The sequence below is a fragment of the Actinoplanes flavus genome, from assembly GCF_017592555.1.
In the GTDB taxonomy this organism is placed as follows: domain Bacteria; phylum Actinomycetota; class Actinomycetes; order Mycobacteriales; family Micromonosporaceae; genus Actinoplanes; species Actinoplanes flavus.
Window position 1 is genome coordinate 135,802 of the sequence record NZ_JAGFNS010000017.1, and the last position, 23,410, is coordinate 159,211.

Sequence of the window (23,410 nt, forward strand, 5' to 3'; positions counted from 1 at the left end):
TTCTTTGACTTTGCGTCGTAAAGTAGAGGCATGGCATCGATGGATCCCTCTGAGGCGCTGGATCTGATCCGGCAGGAGCGGGCCAACACCGGCCGCGCACTGACCCCCGACCCCCGGTTGATGTATTGGCCGTGGGGCCTCACCTGGCTGATCGGTTTCGGACTGTCGTTCTTGCGTTATGGCCCCGGCGGCCGGACCCTGGTCGCCCTCCCCGAGTGGGTGCCGCTCTTCGGCCTGACCGCGTTGATGATCGCGGCCGGCCTCTTCACCGGCCTGGCCGGCGCGCGATCCGGCCGGTCGGTCTCCGGCCCGACGACCCGGCAGGGCATCTGGTACGGGATCGCCTGGTCCGCGGGCTTCAGCGGTCTGGCGGTCGTCTTCGGTCAGATCAGCGAGGCGCTTCCGGAGCACCTGCTGGGCCTGCTCTGGGGTGGCGGCATGGTGGCCCTGGTCGGCGCGCTCTACATGGCCGGCGGCGCGATCTGGAACGAGCGGACCATGTTCTCGCTCGGCGCCTGGATCAGCGCGGTCAACGTGGTCGGCGTCCTCCTCGGTCCGGGCTGGCACGCGCTGGTCGTCTCGCTCGCGGGTGGCGGCGGCATGCTGGTGGCCGGGCTGATCGGCTGGATGCGGCTGCGATGACCGTCGACGAACCCACCCTCCCCGACCTCGACCCGGTCATCCACGCACAGGCCCGGCTCCGCGTGGTGGCCGCGTTGTCACAGCTCAACAGGGATGACCGCATCGCCTTTCCGCGCTTGCAGGAGATTCTGCGGATGACCCCCGGCAACCTCTCGGTGCACCTGCGCAAGCTCGAGGAGGCCGGCTACGTCGAGGTCACCAAGACCCACCGCGGGCGCACCCCGGCCACGCTCGTCCAGCTCACCCGCCGGGGCCGGTTCGCCTTCGAGGAGTACGTGGCCGCCCTGCGCACCCTGATCGATCCCGGAGAGGAGCCGTCATGATCCACGCCCGCGCCGAGGGTGTCACCCGCCGGTTCGGCGCCACGATCGCCCTGGACCACGTCGACCTCGAGGTCCGCCGCGGCGAGATGGTCGGCCTGCTGGGCCCCAACGGCGCCGGCAAGAGCACCCTGGTCGGCCTGCTCACCGGCGGCCGGCGGCCGACGTCCGGGCGGGTCGAGCTGTGCGGCGGCGATCCGCGCGATCCGGCGAGCCGGCGCACGCTGGGCGTCACCCCGCAGGAGACCGGTCTGCCCGCCTCGCTGCGCGTCGGCGAGGTCGTCGATTTCGTACGGGCGCACTTCCCCGATCCGCTCCCCCGCGACGAACTGCTGGACCGGTTCGGACTGTCCGATCTGGTCCGCCGGCAGACCGGTGGACTGTCCGGCGGGCAGCGGCGGCGCCTGGCGGTGGCCCTCGCGTTCGCCGGCCGCCCGGAGATCGTCTTCCTGGACGAGCCGACCACCGGACTGGACGTGGAGGCCCGTCGCGCCCTCTGGGAGAGCATCCGGGATTTCCACGCGGGCGGCGGCACGGTGGTGCTGACCAGTCACTACCTGGAGGAGATCGAGGCGCTGGCGAGCCGGGTCGTGGTGCTCGCGCAGGGCCGGGTGCTGGCCGACGACAGTGTGGCGGCGGTGCGCGGGCTGGTCGGGATACGGCGGATCAGCCTTACGTCGGCCGTACCCCTGACTGATTTTGATTTTGATGGTCTGGTGTCCGTGGAGCGTGCGGGTGACCGCGTGCATCTGCTCACGCCGGACGCGGACCGGATGGTTCGCACCCTGGTCTCGCACGATGTGCCGTTCCGCGACCTGGAGGTGCGCCCGACCTCTCTCGAAGAGGCGTTCCTGGCGCTCACGGGGAAGGAGTCATCATGACCGTTCTCGCCCTCACCCATGCCCGGTTCCAGATCACCGAGCTGTTCCGGATCCCGATCGCGGTGTTCGGCAGCGCGTTCTGGCCGGCCGCGTCGATGCTGGCGTTCGTGGTGCCGTTCGTGCGCCACGAGCCGGCGTACGCCACCTACGCGACCGCCTCGATGATCACGTTCGCGGTGATGAACACCAACCTCTTCCAGTACGGCGTCGGCGTCGCCGAGGACCGCGCCCAGGCGTGGGATCCCTATGTCCGGACCCTGCCGGCCGGGACGGCGCCGCGGTTCGCCGGCCGGATCCTGGCCGGATTGCTGATGATGGCGATCTCACTGGCCCCGGTCGTGCTGATCGCCGCGCTGTTCACCGAGGCGGCCGTGACCCCGCTCGGCTTCCTGGCCGCCGTGCTGACCTGCGTCGCCGTCTCGATCCCGTTCATCCTGATGGGCCTCTCGATCGGCTACGCGCTGCCGCAGAAGGCGGCGCTCGTGGTGGCACAGGTGCTGTTTCTGCCACTGGCCTTCGGCGGCGGGCTGCTGACCCCGCCGGGCGCCGCGCCCGGCTTCGTCGAGGACCTGGCGCCCTACCTGCCGACCGGCGGCGCGGTCCGCCTGATGTGGGCCGCGGTGGGCGATTTCCCGTTCGATACCGCTTCGATACTGGCCCTGGCCGCCTGGACCGCCCTCTTCGCCGCCCTGGCCATCTGGTCCTACCGCCGGGACGAGGGCCGCCGTTTCGGCTGAAACCGACCACCGCGGCCGGTGCGGCGCGGCCGCCCGGTCAGCCTGAAGGTTGACACTTTCATACGAATGCTGGCATGGAAATGCCACGATGCCTGACATGACCGTTCCATCGCCCGGCGCGCCCAACTGGGTGGATCTGGCCACCGCCGACCTCGATGACGCGATCCGCTTCTACAGCGCGTTGTTCGGCTGGACGGCGGAGATCTCCGGCGACGACTTCGGGGGTTACACCACCTTCCAGCTGAACGGGCTGCCCGTGGCCGGCGCCGGGCCGCTCTTCGGCGAGGGTCAGCAGACCGCCTGGAGCACGTATTTCGCGGCCGGTGACGCGGACGCGGTCGCCGGCCGGGTGGAGAGCGCGCAGGGCAAGGTGCTGGTGCCGCCGTTCGACGTGATGGACCAGGGGCGGATGGCGGCGTTCCTGGATCCGGCCGGGGCGCCGTTCAGCACCTGGGAGGCCGGGATGATGCGCGGCGCCGAGGTGTTCGGACTGCCCGGCGCCCTGACCTGGAACGAGCTGAACACCCGGGATCTGGAGGGCGCGATGGCCTTCTACGGCGCGGTGTTCGGCTGGACGTTCCGGCAGGCGCACGTCACCGGCCTGCCGTACGTGATCTGCGAACTCGACCGCATCCCGGTCGCCGGCCTCCAGTTGATGGTCGGCAGCGGCTGGCCGGACGATCTCCCGGCGCACTGGCTCGTCTATTTCGCGGTGGGCGACTGCGATCGCGCCGCCGAGCACGCCGTCGCCCTGGGCGGCCGGATCGTGCATCCGCCCACGCCGATCGCGGTCGGGCGGTACGCGGTGCTGTCCGATCCGCAGGGCGGCACGTTCGCCATCCTCAACAATCATCGATAAAAGTCGTTGTCCGGGTCCTAACGAATCGTTGATCTTCAATCAAAGGTTTCTCTCTAGCGTCTTCGCCAGGCGTCCAACCAGGACACCGGCCACGACCATGGAGGAACCCATGCGACCCGCCATCCGAGGTGCCGCGATCCTCGCCGGCTCCGCTCTCGCCCTCTCCCTCGGCACCCCCGCGTTCGCCACGCCGGCGACCGGCACGGTCCGGTACGCGGACAGCGCCGCCGCGATCGACGGCTCGTACGTCGTCGTCTTCAAGAACGGCGACGCCGACCGGACCCGCGCCGACCGGCTCACCAAGCGTTACGGCGGAAGTGTCACCCGAGTCTTCGGCAGCGCCGTCGAGGGCTACTCGGCGAAGTTGAGCGCCGCCCAGGCCGCCCGCCTCGCCGCCGATCCCGCCGTCGCGTCGGTCGAGGCCGACCAGGTCGTGAGGATCGCCGCCACGCAGACCTCGGCGCCGTGGGGCCTGGACCGCATCGACCAGCGGGCGCTCCCACTCAGCGGCACCTACACGTACGGGGCGAGCAGCGGCGTCACCGTCTACGTGGTGGACACCGGCATCACGATCACCCACCGGGACTTCGGGGGCCGGGCGTCGTACGGCTACGACGCGGTCGAGGGTGACAACGTCGCGCAGGACGGCAACGGGCACGGCACCTTCGTGGCCGGGGTCGCGGTCGGCAGCACCCACGGCGTCGCCAAGAGCGCCAACGTGGTCGGTGTCCGGGTGCTCGACGACAACGGCTCCGGCACCACCGCCGGGGTCATCGCCGGCATCGACTGGGTGACCGCCAACGCGACCCCCGGCCGTTCGGTGGCCAACCTGAGTCTCGGGGGCGGGGCGAGCAGCACCCTGGACGCGGCGGTGCGGCGGTCGATCACGGCGGGGATTCCGTACACGATCGCGGCCGGCAACTCGGGAGTCAACGCGAGCAACACCTCGCCGGCCCGGGTCACCGAGGCGCTCACCGTCGGCGCCACGAGCAACACGGACGCCAAGGCCTCCTGGTCGAACTACGGTTCGGTGCTGGACCTCTTCGCACCCGGCGTCTCGATCACCTCGGCGTGGCGGACCGGCGACACCGCCACCTACACCGGTAGTGGCACCTCGTTCGCGGCCCCGCACGTGGCCGGCGCGGTCGCTCTCTACCTGGCCGCCAACCCGGGCGCCTCGGTCAGCACGGTCAACTCGGCGATCGTGAACAACGCCACCACCGGAGTGGTCACCAGCCGCGGCACCGGATCGCCGAACCGGCTGCTCTACGTCGGTTCCTGATCCTCCCCTGGACCGAAGGGCCGCCCGGTTCGGGCGGTCCTTCTCAGGCGAGCAGGCTGGGCACCTTCTCGAAGAGCTGGGTGGTGTAGGTCATCATCTCGTGGAGCATCCAGTTGCCGGCCAGCAGCAGGGCCGCGCCGATCGCCACCGCCTTCGGGACGAAGGAGAGGGTGGCCTCCTGGATCTGGGTGACCGACTGGAACAGCGAGATGGCGAAGCCGACCACGAGCGCGGTCAGGAGCACCGGCGCCGCCATCTTCGCCGCGATCGTCAGGGCCTGCATCGCGAGCTCAACCACCATCGTGTCCGTCATGCCCATCAGTTCGGAGACTTGAGGAAACGCCGGAGGGCAGACCGGGCGCGTCCCGGTTGCCGTCGCGTTGCTCAAGATCAGCCGCGGACGGCCACCACGAGCGGTCCCCGGTCGCCCTCGATGATCCGGACCTTGACCCGGTAGTGCTCGGCCAGGTGCGGTTCGGTCAGCACCTCGGCGGGCGTTCCGGACGCGACCACCCGGCCGGCGGCCAGCAGGAACATCCGGTCGGCGTACTCACCGGCGGTGGTCAGGTCGTGCATGGTGGCGAGCACGGTCAGGCCCCGCTCGGCACGCAGGTGGTCCACCAGCTCCAGCACCTCCTGCTGGTGACCGATGTCCAGGGCGCTGGTCGGCTCGTCCAGCAGCAGGATCCCGGCACCCTGGGCGAGCGCCCGGGCCAGGAAGACCCGCTGCCGCTCCCCTCCGGAGAGCGTCTCCAGGCGCCGCCCGGCGAAGGACTCCAGGTCCAGCGCGGCCAGGACCTCCTCCACCGCGGCCAGGTCCGTCGCCGACTCCCGGCCCAGCGGCGGGATGAACGGGGTACGCCCGAGCAGCACGTAGTCGAACACCCGCATCGCCGGCGGCACCACCGGCGACTGGAGCACGGTGGCCACCGCCTTGGCCCGCTCACGCCGGGACAGGCGGTCGGCCGGGACGCCGTGCCACCGGACCGTCCCGCCGAACGGCAGCAGCCCGCCGATGGCCCGCAGCGCGGTGGACTTGCCGGCCCCGTTCGGCCCGATGACGGTGACCCATTCGCCCTCGGCCACGTCCAGGTCCACACCGTCGACGATGAGGGTGCCGTCCAGCCGGACCGTGAGTCCCTCCACCTCGATAGCGCTCATGACGGCACCGCCCGGTTGGTCCGCAGCACCAGCACGAAGAAGGGCGCGCCGAGAAACGCCGTGACCACGCCGATCGGGATCTCCGCGTCGCCGCCCGCGGTCCGGGCGACCAGGTCGGCGAGGACCAGGAAGGCCGCCCCGAACAGCAGGGACAACGGCAGCAGCGCCCGGTAGCTGGGCCCGGCCATCAGGCGCAGCGTGTGCGGCACGATGATCCCGACGAAGCCGATCAGCCCGGAGGCGCTGACCGCGGCGGCCGTGCCCAGCGAGGCCGCGATGATCAGCAGGTAGCGGGACCGCTGCGGGTGCAGGCCCAGGCTGGTCGCCTCGGCGTCACCGACGGTCAGCACGTCCAGCTCGCGGCGCTGGGCCAGCACGATCGCGGCGGTCACCACCACGTAGGGCAGGATCACCCGAACCTCGTGCCAGCCCGCGGTGGACAGCCGGCCGAGCGTCCAGGAGAACACCTCACGGACCGACTCGACGTTCCGTTGCAGCAGGTAGGTCTGCGCCGCGGACAGGAACGCCGACACCGCGACCCCGGCCAGGATCAGGGTGGCGGGCGAACGGTCCCGGCCCCCGGCCGCGCCGAGCAGCCAGGTGAGGGCCACCGCGCCGACCGCTCCCACGAACGCCGCCATCGGCGCCCCGATCGGCAGTTCGGCCACGTCACCGGTGGCCCGCAGGACGATCACCGCGGTCACCCCGAGACCGGCGCCGGCCGCCACCCCGAGCAGGTGCGGATCGGCCAGCGGGTTGCGGAAGGCGCCCTGGTAGGCGGCGCCGGCCAGGGCCAGCATCGCGCCGACCAGCGCGCCCAGCACCACACGGGGCAGCCGCAGCTGGGTGAGGATCGCGACCTCACGGTCGGTCAGGCCGCTGTCCAGGCGTACCCCGGGAAGGAGATTGAGGAGCTCCACCGCGACGCCGCCGGGCGGCAGCCGGACCGACCCGAAGGCCAGCGCCAGGACCATCGCGCCCAGCAGCGTGAGGACTCCGGCCGCCAGCCACGCCGGGCGCAGCCCGGCGGGCCGGCGAAAGCTCACTGGGGTACCTTGCTCACCGCGTCCCCGACGGCCTTGACCAGATCGACGGTACGGGGACCCCAGCGCGAGGCGATGTCGTCGTCGAGGGCGTAGATCTGCCCCGAGCCGACCGCGGCGATCGACGACCAGCCGGGCCGCGCCTTCACCGTCTCCGGAGACTGCTGGCAGCACTTGGTGTCGGCCAGGAAGATGGTGTCCGGGTTCGCCTTGACCAGCGACTCCTGGGCGAGCTGCGGGTAGCCGCCGAGCTTGCCGTCCGGGTCGGCGGCGTCGGCCACGTTGGTCATCCCGAAGAGGTTGAAGACCGAGCCGATGAAGGTCTTCGAGGTGGCCGAGTACAGGTCCGGGCCCAGCTCGTAGTAGTAGCTGAGCGGCTTGCTCCGGGCCGGCACCGACTCGACGATCGCGTCGATGTCCGCGGCCATCCGCTCGTTCAGCGCCTTCGCCTCGGCCGGGTGACCGGTGAGCGCGCCGAGTTCGGTGATCTCCCGGTAGGTGTCGTCGAGGGTGGCGGCGGCCGGCGACACGAACGCCGGGATCGACAGTTTGCCGAGCTGGGCCACGATGCCGTCGGAGTCGTTGGACAGCACCACGAGGTCCGGGTCCTTGGCCGCGATCGCCTCGGCGTTCGGCTTGAAACCGGACAGGTCGGTCTTCGGCGCCTCGGCCGGGTAGGTGGACTGGTCGTCGACCGCGGTGACCTGCGGCCCGGCGCCGATCGCGTAGAGCATCTCGGTGGCCGTCGGGCTCAGCGAAACGATCTTCGCGGGCGGGGCGGTCAGGGTCACGGCCCCGACCGTGACCGGGTACGCCCCGGGGGCGGAACCGGACGCGGTGGTGGTGGGCGCGGTTTCGTCGCCCGCACATCCGGCGAGGAACAGTGCGGTGGCCGCTATGGCAGCGGTGAGCAGGCGTTTCATCGGTCCTCCTGTCGGCCGGTCAGGTGGTGCTTCGCCGACAGGGGCCACGCTGGCCGCCGCCCGCGAGGCGCCCCTCCCCGGGAGCGCTGAATCGCGACCGACGCCCAGGCGACCTGGCTAGACCTCCGAAGAGGGATCACAGTTGCGGGACAGCTCCGGTTTCACACCGGCTTCGCTGCGGCGCGGTCCCTGAAACGCTAACCCACGGCCGTCCCGCAACCGCAACGGCATCACACGACGAGCCGTCCGGTCACATCGTCCGCGCTGATCAGGCCCCAATGGCGGGAGTCCTGGGCCACCGGGCGGCTGTCACCGAGCACATAGACGGCGCCGTCCGGGACGGTGACCGGAGCACATTCCGTGCCGACCACCTGTGACTCGAACGACAGGTACGGCTCGTCGAGCGCCGTACCGCCGCGCAGCACCTTCCCGTCCCGGCACTCGATGTGGTCGCCGGGCAGGCCGATGACCCGGAGCAGGGTCTCGTGCGCGGGCGCGTCCGGTATCGGCAGAGCCACGATGTCGCCGTGATCGACACCGGTCACCCGGTAGCCGATCCGGTCGACCAGGTGGTGGCTGGTGACGGCGAGGGTCGGGGTCATGGCGTTGCTCGGCACATACCAGACCGAGAAGGAGAACGACGTGGTCACGGCCAGGAGCACGGCGGCCAGAGCGACCCCGTAGGCGACCGGCCGCTCCCGCGCCGCCACCCACAGTCCGCCGGCCGTCCAGCGCAGCGCCTCCCCGCTCCCGGACGTCTGATCGAACTCGGCCAGCACCGCCTCACCCCACGGCCTGCCCCCGACCGCGATCTTCAAGATCCGGTACAGCACCCGCCTCATGCCGGCCTCACGATCGCCAGGCTCGTGCCCCGGCGCGCGGCGGCCTTGGCCGCGGCATCGGCCAGGCGGACACGGGCCAGCGCCACCCCGTCGCCGGTCAGGCGGTAGGTGTGCCGGGGCGGGCGGCCCGGCTGATCGGAGGGCTCCCAGCCGGCCTCCAGCAGCGACTGCTCGGTGAGGCGCATCAGGATCGGGTAGAGCGTCCCGGACGCCAGGCCGGTCTCCCGGCTCAGGTCGTAGCCGTAACGCCAGGTGGTCGGGTCCTTCATCAGCGCCTCGAAGAGCCGCAGGGTCTGCGGCGAGGCATGCGGTGTCCTCGGCATACGGAAACTCTACATAACTCGAGTTACCCGAAGTCAAGGGCCCGGCATCGATCGGATGCCGGGTCAGGACTTCTTGCGGTGCTCCACGATGTCGGCGGCGGCGACCCGGTCCCCCGCGGCGGCCGCCTCCTCGTCGCCGGCGAGCGCCGAACGCAGCCGGTCCTTCTCCGCGCTGCGGCGGGCCGAGATCTCGCCGAGCTGCTCGGCCATCTCGTCACGCCACCCGCGCAGCAGGATGAACGAGAGACCGGCCGAGGCGACGAACGCCACCATGACGCAGACCAGGACGTTCAACGGCGTCAGGAGAAACAGCACGGCGAAGGCGGCCAGGAACAGTCCCAGGCGGCCGAGTGTGTACTTGACGGCGGGCTTCATGCGTTATCTCCCTCAGCCGGACCGGTGACTGAGCCACCGGAGGCCGTAGAACCAGACCAGGCAGTACACGACCGTACCGGTCAGGGCGCCGGAGCCGCCGCTGACCAAGGACGGAGCGACCTCGGACACCAGACCGGCCACGGTCATCCCGGCCGCGACACCGAAGCCGGCGGCCAGACCGCTCACCATGATCCGGTGAGCGCCGAAGCCCTCGGCCCGGAACTCCTCGACGAACAGCCAGACGGGCAGGATCAGCGCGAGCCAGCCGTTCGACTCACCGAACTCACCGAGGCCGGTCAGCGCCATCACCGCCTCGAACACCAACAGTACGGCGGCGCCGACGGCCAGCCCGGCGAAGGCGGAACCCAGCAGGTCACCGATCGTCGCCAGGCGGCCCGTCGCGTCCTTCTTCAGCTGGGTCATCAACGTCACCGTCCGTGTGGGGTCAGGCCCAGATCTTCTGGGGCTCGCTGCGGCGCTCGGCCAGCGACGGCGCCTTCTCGTACTCGCGTACCACCTGATAACGAGTGTCCCGCTCGACCGGCTGGAATCCGGCGTCCCAGATCAGGTCGAGCAGGTCCTCGCGGTGCATGGTGTGCGGGGTGCCGTACGAGTCGGCGTCGTGCGTGATCTTGTACTCCACCACCGAGCCGTCCAGGTCGTCGGCGCCGAAGTTGAGCGACAACTGGGCCACCGACAGACCGTGCATGACCCAGAAGCACTTCACGTGCGGCACGTTGTCGAACATCAGCCGGGACACCGCGAACGTCTTGAGCGACTCGGCCGGCGCCGCCATCGTGGTGCGCTCCTGGATCCGGTTACGGACCTTGCCGTCCGCCGAGTCGTGGAAGTCGTGCTGGTAGCGCAGCGGGATGAAGACCGCGAACCCACCGGTCTCGTCCTGGAGCTCGCGCAGCCGCATCACGTGGTCGACCCGGTGCCGCGGTTCCTCGATGTGCCCGTACAGCATGGTGGCGGGCGTCGTCATGCCCTTCTCGTGGGCCAGCCGGTGGATCCGCGACCAGTCCTCCCAGTGGCACTCGTGGTCCACGATGTGCTGCCGGACCTCCCAGTCGAAGATCTCGGCGCCGCCACCGGTCAGCGACTCCAGGCCGGCGTCCATCAGCTCGTCCAGGATCTCGCTCGCCGACAGCCCGCTGATCTTCTCGAACCACTGCACCTCGGTCGCGGTGAAACACTTGAGCTTCACGTTCGGCAGCGCGGCCTTCAGCTCACGCAGTACCTTCGGGTAGTACCGCCAGGGGAGGGTGGGGTGCAGGCCGTTGACGATGTGCAGCTCGGTGAGCTGCTCGTCCTCCATCTCCTTGGCCTTGCGGACGGCCTCGTCGATGCGCATCGTGTACGCGTCCTTCTCACCCGGCTTGCGTTGGAAGGAACAGTAGGCACAGCTGGCCGAGCAGACGTTGGTGAGATTGAGGTGCCGGTTGACGTTGAACATCACCCGGTCACCGTTCAGCTCGGTGCGCCTGTGGTGCGCCAGACGGCCGAGCCAGGCGAGATCATCGCAGTCGTAGAGCGCGACGCCGTCCTCGCGGCTCAGCCGCTCACCGGCGTAGACCTTCGCTTCCAGCTCACGCTTCAACCCCGCATCCATGCGGTCGAGGGTACGTGCCGTCGCCCGGGCGGCCCGCGGCACCGGTGAGACGAAGAATTCTCAGCGTCCTTTCACCTTCATTGGATCGACATGGGTGCGCGGCTTGCGGTATGAACCAATAGGAACGACAAGCGACGGCCACTCACCGGCGCGGACGGGGAGCTGATGTCCAAGGCATTGCGGCACGGATCGCCGAATCGCATGCGCTTCGTGCGGTCCCGCTTTCGACCTGTCGTGTGCTCGGCCGCGGTCGCGGCGGCGATCGCAGCGCTCTTCCAGCCGATCCCGGCGATGGCCGATCCCGTCTCGGTGACCGCCTCCACCTCGGTTCCGGACGCTGGAGCCCGCCCCCCGCAGCTCACCTCGCTCGTCCTGCCCGGCGCGCCGACCACCAGCCCCACCCCGACCACCCCGTCGCTCATCACGCCCGGCGTCGTCGCCAGCCCGGTCATTCAGAAGGTCGAGAAGGGCCGCGCCGAGATCGCCGCCCTCGGCGACCAGCTGATCCGGCTGGGCCAGGATCGCGACCTCGCCCAGACCCACCTCACCGCCGCCGCGCAGCGGGTCACCGACACCCAGCAGGCCGCCGCCCAGGCGAAGACGGTCGCCGCCGAGGCCGCCGCCGCGACCATGCAACAGGCCGCCGCCCTGCCGCCCGGCACCCTCGACTCCGGTCTGCTCGACCTCGACGCGCTGGCCCGCATGCAGCGTGGTGACGCCACGTCGTACGAGGCGGCCGCCTCACGCCTGGCCGCCGCCGAGGCCGCGGTGAAGACCGCCACCGACGAGCACCTGCTCGCGACCAACCGGCACAGCAGCCTCGCCGCACAGTGGACCGCGCTGAACACGCAACTCGGCCAGAAACAGGCGGCCCAGAAGAAGTACGAAGACGCGCACCGCGACGAGATCAGCGCCGCCGAGAGCACGGCGAACGCGGCGGACCAGCAGCTCGGCGCCGAATACCTGGCCGGCTCCCAGGAGGGCCGCGACGCCGACCCCCGCGCGGTCAAGGCGCTCGAATACGCGCTGGCCCAGCGTGGCGACCCGTATGTGTGGTCCGAGGAGGGCCCGGATCGGTACGACTGCTCCGGCCTGATGTACGCGGCCTACCGCTCCACCGGCTACCCACTCGTCCGGGTCTCCCGCGATCAGTACTACCAGACCCGTGACCGGGTGGTCTCCCGCTACTCGCTGCTCCCCGGCGACCTGCTCTTCTTCAGCTCCTCCAGCAGCTGGACGGGCATTCACCACGTCGCCATGTATGCGGGCGAGGGCATGATGGTCGAGGCCCCGCGGACCGGCCTGAACGTCCGTCTCACCCCGGTCCGGTGGAGCCGCCTGTTCGCGGCGACACGGGTGTACGGGTCGATCGAGGGTGACACCGAGACGCCGGACCTCGGCGCCCCCGACCCGGACGAGCCGGCCACCACGTCGCCGAGCCCGGGTTCGACCACCAGCAAGCCGCCGACCAGTCCGTCGAGCAGCCCGTCGAGCAGCAAGACGCCGAAACCGGGCACCTCCGGTTCGACGTCCCCGTCGGCCTCGCCGTCGACGTCGCCGTCCACCTCACCGTCACCGTCGGCGTCCCCGTCCACCTCACCGTCGACGTCGCCGTCGACCAGCCCGTCACCGACGACCCCGACGACCACACCGGCTCCGGCCGAGACCAGTTCGTCGGCCTCGGCCGCCGCGACGACGTCGACCGGCTCCGCGTCCGTGACGTCAGCGTCGAAGACCACGTCCACGTCCGCTTCGAAGACCACCTCCGAGTCCGCTTCGAAGACCGCCTCCGAGTCCGCTTCGAAATCCGCCTCCACGTCCGCTTCGTCCGGCGACTGAGCCGGCCGCGTCGGCCCAAAACGAGTAGTACGCCCGGAAAACGGCCCATCCGCCGGTCGGATAACCGTCCCGGAGCGGGTGCCGTTGATGCCGGGTGTGTTCACACCGGCTGATGTGGCACGGTTAAGGTCAGCGCCCGACGTCCGAAACCGTCGGCAGCGGTGGTCGGTTCGGGAGGATTTCCATGGACGAGCAGCAGGCGACCAAGGACGGCGAAGTCGGGACGCCGCCCGCTTCGCCGCCGCCCGCTAACGACGCCGAGGGGTTTGCTCCACCACCCCCACCGGCGCCGGGCGCCCTGTGGGCCGCCCCCTCGGACAGCGCGGAGTCCGCCTCCGACGCCCCGGCCGTCAAGGCGTCCGCTCCGGTCCCGGTCTCCGCAGCCCCCGCCGCCGATACGGCCAAGCCGGCCCCGGCCGCCCCCGCTGTCGGCTCCGCGAAGCCCGTCTCGGCCGCACCCGCCTCCGCAGCCCCCGCAGTCGGCTCCGCCAAACCCGTCTCGGCCGCACCCGCAGCCGGGTCCGCCGAGCCGGTCTCGGCCGCACCCGCCTCCGCAGCCCCCGCAGCCGGGTCCGCCAAACCGGTCTCGGCCGCACCCGCGCCCGCAGCCCTCGCAGTCGGGTCCGCCAAGCCCGTCTCGGCCGCACCCGCCGTCGGCTCCGCCAAACCCGTCTCGGCCGCACCCGCCGTCGGCTCCGCCAAACCCGTCTCGGCCGCACCCGCCGTCGGCTCCGCCAAACCCGTCTCGGCCGCGCCCGCAGTCGGCTCCGCCGAGCCGGTCTCGGCCGCACCCGCCAGCGGGGCCGCGCGCGCCGCCGTGCCCGGCTCCGTCAAGCCGGCCGCCGACGAGGTGCCCGCCGCCGCACGCGCCACGGCACAACCGAAGGTCTACGGCTCGATCGCCTCGCTCGAGGAGCCCGCCGACCCGAAACCGGCCGAGCCTGAGCCCGCCGACCCGCAGAAGCCTGAGCCCGCCGACCCGGAGAAGCCCGAGCCGACCGAGCCGGAGAAGAAGCCGGAACCGGAGAAGCCCGCCGACCCGGACGAGCCCGAGCCGTCGCAGCCGAGGCCGGTGCCCCGCCCCGCGCCGTCGAAGCCGTCCGAACCGGCCCCGATCGAGCCGGAGAAGCCTCCGACGCCGTTCCCGGCGCCGACTCCCGCGCCCGCGCCCGGCCCGGTCCCGCCGATCCCGGGGCCGCCGAGCCCGACCCCGCCCGGTCCGATCCCACCCACCCCGGTGCCACCGAGCCCGACGCCACCCGGCCCAGGCCCCAGCCCGGTGCCGCCGGGTCCCGGACCCAGCCCGGTGCCCCCGGGACCCGGCCCCAACCCGGTGCCCCCGGGTCCGGGCCCCGGCCCGATTCCGGGCCCGGTGCCGTCGCCTCCGGTGATCGGAAACGGTCTGCCCAGCTACACCCTGCCGCCCAGTGACGCTCCGGCAGGCCTGCCACCGACCTCGTACGGCACCCCGCGCGGAACGTCGTACCGGGGCTTCCCGTCCTCGCCGGAGAACATCGAGATGACCCAGCCGGTCCACAGCGGAACGCCGCACCCGACCACCTACGGCAATCCGCCGACCACTCCGGTCAACCCGACCTCGGGCGGCGACATGCCGCAGCGCGGGCAGGCCGGCACGGTTTACAGCACCGGCGGCTACCCGGCCATCGACATGACCATGCCGGTCTCCGATCCGGTGGAGAACTCCGGTTCGCTGACCGGGCACATCCTGGCCCAGGGCTGGTACGACGCCCCGGTCGACCAGCGCCGCAGCAACCTCAAGGTGGTCATCGCCATGCTCGCCGTCCTCGGCCTGCTGGTGACCGTGAGTCTGGTGTTCGTCTTCACCGCCGGTGACGCCTTCACCGACTTCGTCGGCAATCTGACGGGTAAGTAGCCGACGTCACGTCACCGCCTGAGCAACTGACGCGAGTCCGACAGAAGCCCGAGGCCCCGGCGTTTTGCTGCTCGGGGCCCCGGGCGCCTAAGCTGGCGAGGTTTGCGCTTCGGGGTGAGCCGGCCCACTACCCGGCCGGAATGCGGTCGGATGTTTCGACGTTCACCCGTACACTGACTGTTAGTTGTTGACGCGGCGTGCCCACCCGGTGCACGCCACGGGCGTTCTTGCGGGCATTTCAGCGGGCGGTTCCATCAGGGGCCGCGGCGGGCCATTCGCGAGCATGCGCCCCCGTAGAGAGGTTCTCTTGACCACTTTCGCTGACCCCAGCACGTTCCCGTCCGTCTTCGAGAGCACGACCCCCGACAGCGAGCCCGTCGAGCAGCCGGTCACCGAAAGTGACGTGCGTAGCTTTGCCGACCTGGGGCTCCCGTCCGAAATCGTTCGAGTCCTCAACCGTGAGGGCATCACCACCCCGTTCGAGATTCAGGCCGCGACCGTTCCGGACGCGCTGGCCGGCCGTGACGTGCTCGGCCGTGGCCAGACCGGTTCCGGCAAGACGCTGGCGTTCGGCCTGCCGGTCCTCGCTCGGACGGCGAAGGGCGGCCGCGCCCGCCCGCACCACCCGAAGGCCCTGATCCTGGTGCCGACCCGCGAGCTGGCCATGCAGGTCGCCGACTCGCTCATGCCGGTCGGCCGGGCGGTGGGTGTCTTCCTGAAGACCGCGGTCGGCGGCGTTCCGTACGACCGTCAGATGGACGCCCTGCGCCGCGGCGTCGAGGTGATCGTCGCCACTCCGGGCCGTCTCGCCGACCTGATCGAGCGGGGCGCCTGCAAGCTCGACGACGTCGAGGTCACCGTGCTCGACGAGGCCGACCAGATGGCCGACATGGGCTTCCTGCCCGAGGTGACCGAGCTGCTGGCGAAGACCCCGGAGAATGCGCAGCGCCTGCTGTTCTCGGCCACTCTGGACGGTGACGTCGACACCCTGGTCAAGCGGTTCATGCACGACCCGGTGACGCACTCGACCGCCCCGGCCGAGGCCAGTGTCTCCACGATGGACCACCACCTGCTGCTGATCCCGCCGGCCGACAAGTTCCCGATCACCTCGTGGATCGCGAACCGGGACGGCAAGACCATCGTCTTCGCCCGCACCCAGATGGGCGTGGACCGGCTGGTCGAGCAGCTGGCCGCGGTCGGTGTCCGGGCCGGCGCCCTGCACGGTGGCAAGACCCAGCGCGTCCGCACCCGGACGCTCGCCGAGTTCAAGGAAGGCCGGACGAACGTCCTGGTCGCGACGGACGTGGCGGCCCGTGGCATCCACGTCGACGGCATCTCGCTGGTCGTGCACGTGGACCCGCCGAAGGACCCGAAGGACTACCTGCACCGGGCCGGCCGTACCGCCCGTGCCGGCGAGTCGGGCGCGGTCGTGACGCTGGTTCTGCCGAAGCAGCGCCGCAGCACCCAGGCGATGATGTCCAAGGCCGGTGTCGCGCCGGGCGAGGTCCGCGTCCGTCTGGGTGACGAGAAGCTGGCCGAGATCACCGGCGCCCGCGAGCCGAGCGGCGTCCCGGTGGTGGAGGAGCCGGAGCCCCGTCGCGAGCGTTCCGGCGGTTCGCGTGGCCGCTTCGGCGACCGTCCCCGTGGCGACCGCCCGCAGCGTTCCTACGGTGACCGGCCGCAGCGCTCCTACGGCGACCGCGACCGCAACGAGCGCAACTTCGGCGACCGCCCGCAGCGTTCGTTCGGCGACCGTCCCCAGGGCGACCGCTCCTACGGCGACCGCCCGCAGCGTTCCTACGGTGACCGTCCCCAGGGCGACCGTTCCTACGGCGACCGGCCTCAGGGTGACCGCTCGTACGGCGACCGCCCCCAGCGCTCCTACGGCGACCGCCCCCAGGGCGACCGCTCGTACGGCGACCGCCCGCAGCGCTCCTACGGCGACCGCCCCCAGGGCGACCGTTCCTACGGCGACCGCCCGCAGCGTTCCTTCGGTGACCGCCCGGCCGGCGACCGCTTCGGCGACCGCCCGTCGGGTCAGCGCCGCGACGGTCAGCGCACCGACCGCCGCGAGGGCCCGAACCGTTTCGGCCCCTCCCGCCCGGCTCGCAGCCACTGATCAACTGACACACCACGAAGCCCCGGCCGCCTCGGCGCCGGGGCTTCGCCCTTTCTGACGTCTGCCGCGGCCTCCGATTCCCTCTCCCGCCTCTTCCTTCCGGTACGGGCTGCGCCGCCCTCGCCGAATCCTCCCCGTCCCGCCACTCCACGCGAGCCCGAACCGGGCGACCGGCACCGCACGGTCCACGTGGTCCGGCTGGCCACCAGAGCTGTCTCAATGCGGTTGAAACAGCCCTCACGACCAGCCGGACCCGGGGACCCGTGCGGCGCCAGCCGCCCGGGTCGGGCCGTGCGGCGCCAGCCGCCCGGCCAGGCTCGCCCACCGATCTACGCCCGGCGGGCGCGGCACGGGCGTGACCCGGCAGGTGGTCGCGGGGTGCCACGGGACGGCCGGGATTCGGCGGGGCGGCGCAGCCCGTACAGGAAGGGAAAGCACGCCGCGGCAGGGCGGAAAGGGTAGGTTACCGGCATGCCGTTGCCTGTCGCCCTGTTCTGGGAGCGCAAGGACGTGCCGGGCGCCGAGCACGCCCTGCTGGATGTGGACCGGTATGCGCAGGGCACGATCCTGGCCGCCGCGCCGGTGCCCTATTCCTGCCGGTATGAGGTGCAGACCGGGCCGGACGGGGCGACGAGCCGGCTGGACGCGCGCGCGGAGGGCGCCGGCTGGGCGCGGACCGTGCGCCTGGAGCTGGCGGCGGGACGCTGGCGGGTGACCGCCTCCGAGCAGGGTGATCTCGACGCGGCGCTGATCGCGAACGGACATGCCCGCGCGGGGCAGCCCGGATGTGAGGACCCGGATCTGCTGTACGGCGCGTTCGACGCCGATCTGGGCGGCTCCCCGCTGTTCAACACGCTGCCGATCCGCCGGCTCGGTCTGCTGCGGGCGGAGGCGGGCGTGTCGCATCGGCTCAGCGTGGCCTGGGTGCTGGTGCCCAGCCTGGAGGTGGTGCAGGCGGACCAGATCTACACATCGCTGGGCGACGGGCGGATCCGGTTCGCCAGTGAGACGTTCAGCGCCGACCTGACGTGTGACGCCGACGGTTTCGTCGAGGACTATCCGGGCCTGGCGCGGCGGGTCAGGTCCGCTGCTTGATCCAGCTGACGCAGGCCTTGTCGACGGTCTTGAAGGGCGTGCCGAAGGCGGCCCGGGAGGCCGGGTCGAGTTCTTCGCCGAGCTGGACCACCCGGTCGACGAAGTCGAGCAGCTTCTTGTCGCCGTACTTGGCGGCCATGCAGCCGGCCGCGAAGTGCCCGGTGGCGTAGAGGGTGGCGACGGTGAGGTCGTCGGATTTGGCGCTGAGCGGCTTCACGACGACCGTCTTCAGGTCGCCGCGCCGGCCGAACGAGTAGCTCAGCACGTCCTTGTTGTAGGTGGCCCCGGGCTTGTCGGGCAGGAAGCCGATGTACTCGGCGATGCCCTCGATCAGCCAGAGGTCCTCCTCCTCGTCGTAGTTGGTGGACGAGGCGCGGGTCACCACGTGGGCCAGCTCGTGCTGGATGATCGTGGTGAGTTCCTTGTTCGAGGACGGCATCTCGCTGATCCGGACGACCACGTCGCCGCCGACCCGGCCGAGCGGCAGTTGGTAGGCCACCGACCAGGTCGGGTACTTTCCGCCGTACCAGCTGTTCCACGATTTGTTGTCGGCCAGGTAGACCCGGTAGCGGGCCTGCGGGTTGCCGGTGTAGCCGGCGTAGCGGTCGGCGACGGCGGCGGCCTTCTCGGCGACCTGGAGAACCCGGTTCAGGTGTTTGCGCTGGGCCGGCGGCGCGGCCACGATGACCCGCCGGCCGGTGGCGAAGACGAGCTGGGTGTTCTCCCACGGCGCCGGCTGGAGGTAGTTCTCCTTGCCGGAGCCGGCCATCCCGGTGATCACGTAGGAGCTGCCGCGGGGTTTCCAGGTGAGCTTGTAGCCGACGTTCGGGTTGCCACCGCCGTCCCGGCAGAGCTGGGTGCTGAAACAGTAGTCGAGCTGGAAGCCGACGTTCATCGAGCCGGCGGTCTGCGGCAGCTGCTCGATGGTGAGCTTGGTGTAGGAGATCTCGAGCGCCCGCAGGTTGCGGAAGATGGCCCGGTAGCGCGTCTGCAACTTGGCGTCGACCGGGGCCAGCCAGCCCTTCTCGTCGCCCTTCATCAGCGCGTCGACCTGGCCTTCGAGCAGCGCCTCGACCTGCTCGAGCGGGGTGGGCGGGGCTTTCGGCTCGATCGTCACGCGGCGGGCCGCGACGGCTGTGGTGTCGTCGCCGGTCGGCCACAGCACGATGCCGGCCGACGCCACCGCCACCAGGGCCACGAGCAGTACGGCCCCGAGACGTGAGCTTTTTCCATCCCCCATGGACGAGGATCTAATCACGCCTCGTCAGGGCACGTCACCCGGGCCATCCACCATCGTCAAGGAATCGGCGGATCACCCCGGAGTACGACGAAAGGTCCAGTTCCTGGGCGCTCACCCAGGCGTCGGAGTAGTAGGTGTCGGCGTAGCGTTCGCCGCCGTCGCAGATGAGCGTCACCACCGATCCGGTACGCCCGGACGCGAGCATCTCGGCGATGAGCCGGAACGCGCCCCACAGGTTGGTGCCGGTCGAGCCGCCGACCCGCCGGCCCAGGACGGCCGAGCCGGCCCGCATGGCGGCCAGGGACGCGGCGTCCGGGACGTGGATCATCCGGTCCACCACCGAGGGCAGGAAGGACGCCTCCACCCGGGGGCGGCCGATCCCCTCGATGCGGGAGCCGCGGCCGGTCACGACGTTCCAGTCACCGGCGAGATAAGCCTGCCAGAACGCCGACCCCTCGGGGTCGACAACGCAGACCTTGGTGTCGAGGCGGCGGTAGCGGGCGTACCGGCCGATGGTGGCGCTGGTGCCGCCGGTGCCGGCGCCGACCACGATCCAGGCCGGGACCGGGTGCCGTTCGCGCTCCAGCTGGTGGTAGATCGACTCGGCGATGTTGTTGTTGCCGCGCCAGTCGGTGGCCCGCTCGGCGTACGTGAACTGGTCCATGAAGTGCCCGCCCAGCTCGGCCGCGAGCCGGCGCGCCTCGGCGACCACCTGCGTCGGGTCGGCCACCAGGTGACATCGGCCGCCCTGGAACTCGATCAGCGAGATCTTCTCCGGCGAGGTGGCGGCCGGCATCACGGCGATGAACGGCAGGCCGAGCATTCGGGCGAAATACGCCTCGCTCACCGCGGTCGATCCGGACGACGCTTCCACGATGGTCGTGCTCGGCCCGATCCAGCCATTGCAGAGCGCATACAGGAAAAGCGATCGTGCCAGGCGATGCTTCAGTGAACCGGTGGGGTGCGACGACTCGTCCTTGAGGTAGAGGTCGATGCCCCAGGCGGCGGGAAGCGGGAAGGGCAGCAGGTGGGTGTCGGCGGACCGGTTGGCGTCGGCCTCGACCTGGCCGATGGCCTCGCGGGCCCAGTCACGGTTGACCCGCTCGCAGCGCCCGAAGTCGGTGATCTCCATTACCCGAGGCCCGGCTGCGGACGGTTCTCCCACTTGGTGGAGAGGGCGATCGCGGTCCGGGTCGATGCGACACCCGGGGTCCGGTTGATGCGCACGATCAGCTGCTCCAGCTCGGCGATCGTGCCGACCCGCACGATGAGCTGGTAGGACTCCACGCCGGCCATGAAATAGCAGCTCTCCACCTCGGGCATGGCGCGGACGGCGGCGAGGACGTCGTCGGTGTCGGCGCCGGAGTCCTCGATGATGCCGATCAGCGCGGTCACGCCGAGCCCGATCGCCTCGTGGTCGATGTCGGCCCGGTAACCGCGGATGGTCCCGGCGGTCTCGAGCTTACCGACTCGCTCGTGCACGGCGGGGGCGGAGAGGCCGACCTTGCGGGCGAGCTCGGCGTACGACGAGCGGGCGTTCTCTCGTAGCAGGTCGATCAGCCGGAGGTCGATGGAGTCCATGGGAGAAACCCTAATCGGGTGGCGCTCCGGCCTTCACGCCCGGTAGCGGCGAATGGGCGGCAGGATAATGACCACTGTCGCAATCGGGGCTTTTTCCGCATTTCACGGACTTGGTTCAGGGGCGGTGCTCTAATGACTTTACGTCCCGATCGAGCACGCCGACACTCACCGTGACCACCGGCCGCTCCAGATAACCGAAAACCGAGGAGGGGGTTGTGGACACTGGAGATCGTCTGCTGACACCGGGCGAGGTGGCCGCGTTGTTCCGCGTCGACCCCAAAACGGTCACGCGCTGGGCCGCCGCCGGACGGATCGGCAGTATCCGTACTCCGGGTGGACACCGCCGATTCCGTGAATCCGAAGTGCGTGCGCTCCTCGAAGGCGATGGTGTGATCGAGGAGATGCGCGAGGACGACGCCGCCAACAAGCCCCGCAACAACGGCCCGAGCCATCCCGGGCCCGGCTACGGCCCGCCCAACGGCCTGCGCTAGGCGCGTCCCTCACCCAGATCGCCGGTCCATCTGCGGAAGAGCGTGTGGGGTACGCCCAGCGCGTCGAGCACTTTACCGGCCACGAAATCGATCAGTTGCTGTGCCGTCGCGCCGGCCCCGGAGCCGTAGAAGCCGGGGCTGGCCGGCAGCACCACCGCCCCGGCGTCGTGCAGGGCGATCAGATGCTCCAGATGACTGCGGGTGACCGGAGTCTCCCGGGGCACGATCACCGTACGGCGCCGTTCTTTCAGATTCACCTCGGCCGCTCGCTGGAGCAGGTCCTTGGAGAGCCCGATGGCGATGCCCGCGCAGGCCGCGGTGCTCGCCGGCACCACGGCCATCCCACGGGCCGGGTAGGAGCCGCTGCTCGGGCCGGCGGCCAGGTCCCCGGCCGGCCAGTAGGCCAGATCGCCGAGGTCCCGGCCCAGCCAGGCGGCCACGTCGTCCTTCCAGTGCGCGTCCCGGATCGTCGCGCCGGTCTCGTCCAGCAGGGTCAGCCGGGCGGCCCGGGAGACCACCAGGTCGACCGATTCGCCGGCGTCCAGCAGGGCGGTGAGCACCGCCTTGGCGTACGGGGTGCCGGAGGCTCCGGAGACGCCGACGATCCAGGGTTCACGCATGCCACCAGTGTGCTACTCGCCCTTGTACAGGTACTCCTCCGGGATCGCCTCGGCGACCGGGACCCAGGTCGAGAAGTCGCCCGGGGTGGACACCTCCAGGGAGTCGAGGATCTTCCGCGCCTCGGCCTTCGAGATCGAGCCGGTGATGACTATCTCGTGGCCGTCGCCGACCGTCCGGTATCCGATGCAGCCACAGTTCGGCTCACCGGCCGGGTCCCGCCCCTGTAGCACGATCTGGATGTTGCCCTTGGTCCCGTCGATGGCCTCGTAGCGGCGGATCGCCGGATCACGCATCGACGCGATCGGAAGGAAGGTAACCGTGGCGAACTCGTTGGGCGAGTCCTGACTGACCGCCCGCAACCGGAACCCGTCGGGCACATGGCCGAGCTTGAAGGGAATCCTGACCGGCTGCTCCGGGGCGATGCCGAAGCCGTCGGCCACCTCTCTCACCTGCGCGTTTGTCGCGACCGGGGGTTCCGGCGTGAGCACCGCGTAGGCGTTGTCGGCGTACTCCCAGACAAGGGTCTCGCTGGGGAACCCGGCCCCGGAGACCGTGAACGCCGGCCGGCCCTTGATCGGGTCCACGTCGGCGACCCGCTTCAGGCCCAGACGGGTCAGCGGGTCGACACCGGGTTCGTAGACCAGCAGCGACATCGTCGGCGACATGCCCTTTTTCGGAACGACCCCGACGCTGGTGTAGCCGGGGCCGAAGCTCCCCGGGTCACCGACCCGGAACGACGCCGTCTGATAGCCGCGGAACCGGGCGACGGACGGGATCAGATACTCCGGCGCCGGCGCCGGGGCGACCGACGCGGCCGGCTGCGGCGGGGCCGGCGCCGGACCCCGGGTGACGACCTGCGGCACCCCGATCGCGGCGGCCACCGCCACCACGGCCGCGAACGCCCACTCGGAGTTCCGGCGCCGCACCCGGCGCCGGCCGGCCGCGACCACGTGGTCGACGTCGTAGCGCGGTGGTGGCCCATCCACCTTCGCCTCGTGTAACAGCTCAGACAGCGGTCTCATGAACGGCCTCCCATTCAGTGCCGAGAATGCGGCGGAGCGCGTCGAGGCCACGCGCGGTGTAGACCTTGACGGTGCCCTCCGGGCACCTCAGCGCCTCGGCGGTCTGCTGCACGCTGAGGCCCTCCAGGAACCGCAGCACCAGCACGGCCCGCTGCCGGGCGGGCAGGCCGTCGAGGGCCTCACGCATCCGGAGGCGCTCGTCGACGGCCCGGGTGGCGTCGTCGGGGACGGGGGCGTCCGGCATGGCGTGGCTGCGGGACTGTTCGCGTCGCCACCACGGGCGGCGGGTCTCGTCGATGGCGGCCCGCACCACGGCGGTTCGCGCGTACGCGTCCGGGTTCTCCACCCGGTTCCATTTCGCGTACAGCTTCGCCAGGGCGGACAGCACCGCGTCCTCGGCCACCTGCCAGTCACCGCAGGTGAGGTACGCGAGCCCCCGTAACGACTCCATCCGCGCGCCGACGAACTCGCGGAAGTCGGCCTCTCTATCGCTCACGCGGATGAG

The 23,410-nt window shown here is 71.1% G+C and carries 26 protein-coding genes; 11 read left to right on the forward strand and 15 right to left on the reverse strand.

Going from position 1 to position 23,410, the window contains the following annotated elements:
• Nucleotides 1-30 precede the first annotated feature (30 nt).
• From J5X75_RS25410 to J5X75_RS25435, 6 genes are all read left to right on the forward strand, one after another.
• On the forward strand, nucleotides 31-642 hold the full coding sequence (locus tag J5X75_RS25410; protein ID WP_208470009.1) for a transporter: 612 nt from the start codon (nucleotides 31-33) through the stop codon (nucleotides 640-642).
• The gene (locus tag J5X75_RS25415) at nucleotides 639-965 is read left to right on the forward strand and encodes a winged helix-turn-helix domain-containing protein (protein ID WP_208470010.1); all 327 of its coding nucleotides are present in this window, start codon (nucleotides 639-641) and stop codon (nucleotides 963-965) included. Before J5X75_RS25410 ends, J5X75_RS25415 begins: the two co-directional genes overlap by 4 nt.
• Nucleotides 962-1,843, forward strand: a complete 882-nt coding sequence (locus J5X75_RS25420; protein WP_208470011.1) for an ABC transporter ATP-binding protein — start codon at nucleotides 962-964, stop codon at nucleotides 1,841-1,843. Before J5X75_RS25415 ends, J5X75_RS25420 begins: the two co-directional genes overlap by 4 nt.
• Nucleotides 1,840-2,580, forward strand: a complete 741-nt coding sequence (locus J5X75_RS25425) for an ABC transporter permease (protein WP_208470012.1) — start codon at nucleotides 1,840-1,842, stop codon at nucleotides 2,578-2,580. The genes J5X75_RS25420 and J5X75_RS25425 overlap by 4 nt, the downstream gene beginning before the upstream one ends.
• 97 nt (nucleotides 2,581-2,677) lie before the next feature.
• Nucleotides 2,678-3,439 carry a VOC family protein gene (locus J5X75_RS25430; protein ID WP_208470013.1) on the forward strand — a complete coding sequence of 254 codons (762 nt, stop codon included), beginning with the start codon at nucleotides 2,678-2,680 and terminating at the stop codon, nucleotides 3,437-3,439.
• Between the two features lie 109 nt (nucleotides 3,440-3,548).
• The gene (locus tag J5X75_RS25435) at nucleotides 3,549-4,721 is read left to right on the forward strand and encodes a S8 family peptidase (protein ID WP_238489202.1); all 1,173 of its coding nucleotides are present in this window, start codon (nucleotides 3,549-3,551) and stop codon (nucleotides 4,719-4,721) included.
• A 43-nt stretch (nucleotides 4,722-4,764) separates the two neighbouring features.
• Here J5X75_RS25435 and fliQ read toward each other — a convergent pair whose 3' ends face one another.
• The 9 genes from fliQ to mqnE form a co-directional block, all read right to left on the reverse strand.
• On the reverse strand, nucleotides 4,765-5,034 hold the full coding sequence (gene fliQ / locus J5X75_RS25440; protein ID WP_208470015.1) for a flagellar biosynthesis protein FliQ: 270 nt from the start codon (nucleotides 5,032-5,034) through the stop codon (nucleotides 4,765-4,767).
• A gap of 77 nt (nucleotides 5,035-5,111) precedes the next feature.
• Nucleotides 5,112-5,882 carry an ABC transporter ATP-binding protein gene (locus J5X75_RS25445; RefSeq protein WP_208470016.1) on the reverse strand — a complete coding sequence of 257 codons (771 nt, stop codon included), beginning with the start codon at nucleotides 5,880-5,882 and terminating at the stop codon, nucleotides 5,112-5,114.
• Nucleotides 5,879-6,928, reverse strand: coding sequence for a FecCD family ABC transporter permease (locus J5X75_RS25450; protein WP_307798255.1), 1,050 nt, complete (start codon nucleotides 6,926-6,928; stop codon nucleotides 5,879-5,881). The genes J5X75_RS25445 and J5X75_RS25450 overlap by 4 nt, the downstream gene beginning before the upstream one ends.
• A complete protein-coding gene (locus J5X75_RS25455) occupies nucleotides 6,925-7,848 on the reverse strand; it encodes an ABC transporter substrate-binding protein (protein ID WP_208470017.1) in 924 nt (307 codons plus the stop codon). The genes J5X75_RS25450 and J5X75_RS25455 overlap by 4 nt, the downstream gene beginning before the upstream one ends.
• 230 nt (nucleotides 7,849-8,078) lie before the next feature.
• On the reverse strand, nucleotides 8,079-8,690 hold the full coding sequence (gene lepB, locus J5X75_RS25460) for a signal peptidase I (RefSeq protein ID WP_208470018.1): 612 nt from the start codon (nucleotides 8,688-8,690) through the stop codon (nucleotides 8,079-8,081).
• Nucleotides 8,687-9,013, reverse strand: coding sequence for a PadR family transcriptional regulator (locus J5X75_RS25465; RefSeq protein WP_208470019.1), 327 nt, complete (start codon nucleotides 9,011-9,013; stop codon nucleotides 8,687-8,689). The genes lepB and J5X75_RS25465 overlap by 4 nt, the downstream gene beginning before the upstream one ends.
• Before the next feature lie 63 nt (nucleotides 9,014-9,076).
• Nucleotides 9,077-9,388, reverse strand: coding sequence for a DUF4229 domain-containing protein (locus J5X75_RS25470; protein ID WP_208470020.1), 312 nt, complete (start codon nucleotides 9,386-9,388; stop codon nucleotides 9,077-9,079).
• Between the two features lie 12 nt (nucleotides 9,389-9,400).
• The gene (locus J5X75_RS25475; protein WP_208470021.1) at nucleotides 9,401-9,811 is read right to left on the reverse strand and encodes a hypothetical protein; all 411 of its coding nucleotides are present in this window, start codon (nucleotides 9,809-9,811) and stop codon (nucleotides 9,401-9,403) included.
• 22 nt (nucleotides 9,812-9,833) lie between these two features.
• Entirely contained in the window at nucleotides 9,834-11,003 is a 1,170-nt protein-coding gene (gene mqnE / locus J5X75_RS25480) for an aminofutalosine synthase MqnE (protein WP_208470022.1), read from the reverse strand.
• Nucleotides 11,004-11,294: 291 nt separating this feature from the next.
• Here mqnE and J5X75_RS25485 point away from each other — a divergent pair, with 291 nt between their 5' ends.
• The 4 genes from J5X75_RS25485 (at nucleotide 11,295) to J5X75_RS25500 (ending at nucleotide 17,950) form a co-directional block, all read left to right on the forward strand.
• Nucleotides 11,295-12,842: a C40 family peptidase gene (locus tag J5X75_RS25485; RefSeq protein ID WP_238489204.1), complete on the forward strand. Its 1,548-nt coding sequence runs from the start codon at nucleotides 11,295-11,297 to the stop codon at nucleotides 12,840-12,842.
• Between the two features lie 184 nt (nucleotides 12,843-13,026).
• Nucleotides 13,027-14,736, forward strand: a complete 1,710-nt coding sequence (locus J5X75_RS25490) for a hypothetical protein (protein ID WP_208470024.1) — start codon at nucleotides 13,027-13,029, stop codon at nucleotides 14,734-14,736.
• Nucleotides 14,737-15,043: 307 nt separating this feature from the next.
• Nucleotides 15,044-16,855: a DEAD/DEAH box helicase gene (locus J5X75_RS25495; RefSeq protein WP_238489205.1), complete on the forward strand. Its 1,812-nt coding sequence runs from the start codon at nucleotides 15,044-15,046 to the stop codon at nucleotides 16,853-16,855.
• Nucleotides 16,856-17,326: 471 nt separating this feature from the next.
• Nucleotides 17,327-17,950: a putative glycolipid-binding domain-containing protein gene (locus J5X75_RS25500; protein ID WP_208470026.1), complete on the forward strand. Its 624-nt coding sequence runs from the start codon at nucleotides 17,327-17,329 to the stop codon at nucleotides 17,948-17,950.
• On the opposite strand, the gene J5X75_RS25505 is transcribed toward J5X75_RS25500, so the two are convergent.
• From J5X75_RS25505 to J5X75_RS25515, 3 genes are read right to left on the reverse strand one after another with little or no spacing between them, the layout of a single operon-like run.
• The gene (locus J5X75_RS25505) at nucleotides 17,934-19,190 is read right to left on the reverse strand and encodes a gluzincin family metallopeptidase (RefSeq protein WP_208470027.1); all 1,257 of its coding nucleotides are present in this window, start codon (nucleotides 19,188-19,190) and stop codon (nucleotides 17,934-17,936) included. The genes J5X75_RS25500 and J5X75_RS25505 overlap by 17 nt on opposite strands.
• Nucleotides 19,191-19,224: 34 nt before the next feature.
• Nucleotides 19,225-20,322: an L-cysteine desulfhydrase Cds1 gene (gene cds1 / locus J5X75_RS25510; RefSeq protein WP_208470028.1), complete on the reverse strand. Its 1,098-nt coding sequence runs from the start codon at nucleotides 20,320-20,322 to the stop codon at nucleotides 19,225-19,227.
• The gene (locus tag J5X75_RS25515) at nucleotides 20,322-20,771 is read right to left on the reverse strand and encodes an Lrp/AsnC family transcriptional regulator (protein WP_183225949.1); all 450 of its coding nucleotides are present in this window, start codon (nucleotides 20,769-20,771) and stop codon (nucleotides 20,322-20,324) included. The genes cds1 and J5X75_RS25515 overlap by 1 nt, the downstream gene beginning before the upstream one ends.
• A gap of 215 nt (nucleotides 20,772-20,986) precedes the next feature.
• On the opposite strand from J5X75_RS25515, the gene J5X75_RS25520 reads away from it, so the two are divergent.
• Nucleotides 20,987-21,262 (forward strand): BldC family transcriptional regulator, encoded by a 276-nt coding sequence (locus tag J5X75_RS25520; RefSeq protein WP_183225950.1) that lies wholly within the window; start codon nucleotides 20,987-20,989, stop codon nucleotides 21,260-21,262.
• Here the strand turns inward: J5X75_RS25520 and J5X75_RS25525 are convergent.
• Genes J5X75_RS25525 through J5X75_RS25535 form a run of 3 tightly spaced genes read right to left on the reverse strand, consistent with a single transcriptional unit; the run spans nucleotide 21,259 to nucleotide 23,401 of the window.
• Nucleotides 21,259-21,882, reverse strand: coding sequence for a UbiX family flavin prenyltransferase (locus tag J5X75_RS25525; protein WP_208470029.1), 624 nt, complete (start codon nucleotides 21,880-21,882; stop codon nucleotides 21,259-21,261). The two genes, J5X75_RS25520 and J5X75_RS25525, sit on opposite strands and share 4 nt — an antisense overlap.
• Before the next feature lie 12 nt (nucleotides 21,883-21,894).
• Nucleotides 21,895-22,905: a hypothetical protein gene (locus J5X75_RS25530; RefSeq protein ID WP_208470030.1), complete on the reverse strand. Its 1,011-nt coding sequence runs from the start codon at nucleotides 22,903-22,905 to the stop codon at nucleotides 21,895-21,897.
• Nucleotides 22,889-23,401 (reverse strand): SigE family RNA polymerase sigma factor, encoded by a 513-nt coding sequence (locus J5X75_RS25535; protein ID WP_208470031.1) that lies wholly within the window; start codon nucleotides 23,399-23,401, stop codon nucleotides 22,889-22,891. The genes J5X75_RS25530 and J5X75_RS25535 overlap by 17 nt, the downstream gene beginning before the upstream one ends.
• Nucleotides 23,402-23,410 lie beyond the last annotated feature (9 nt).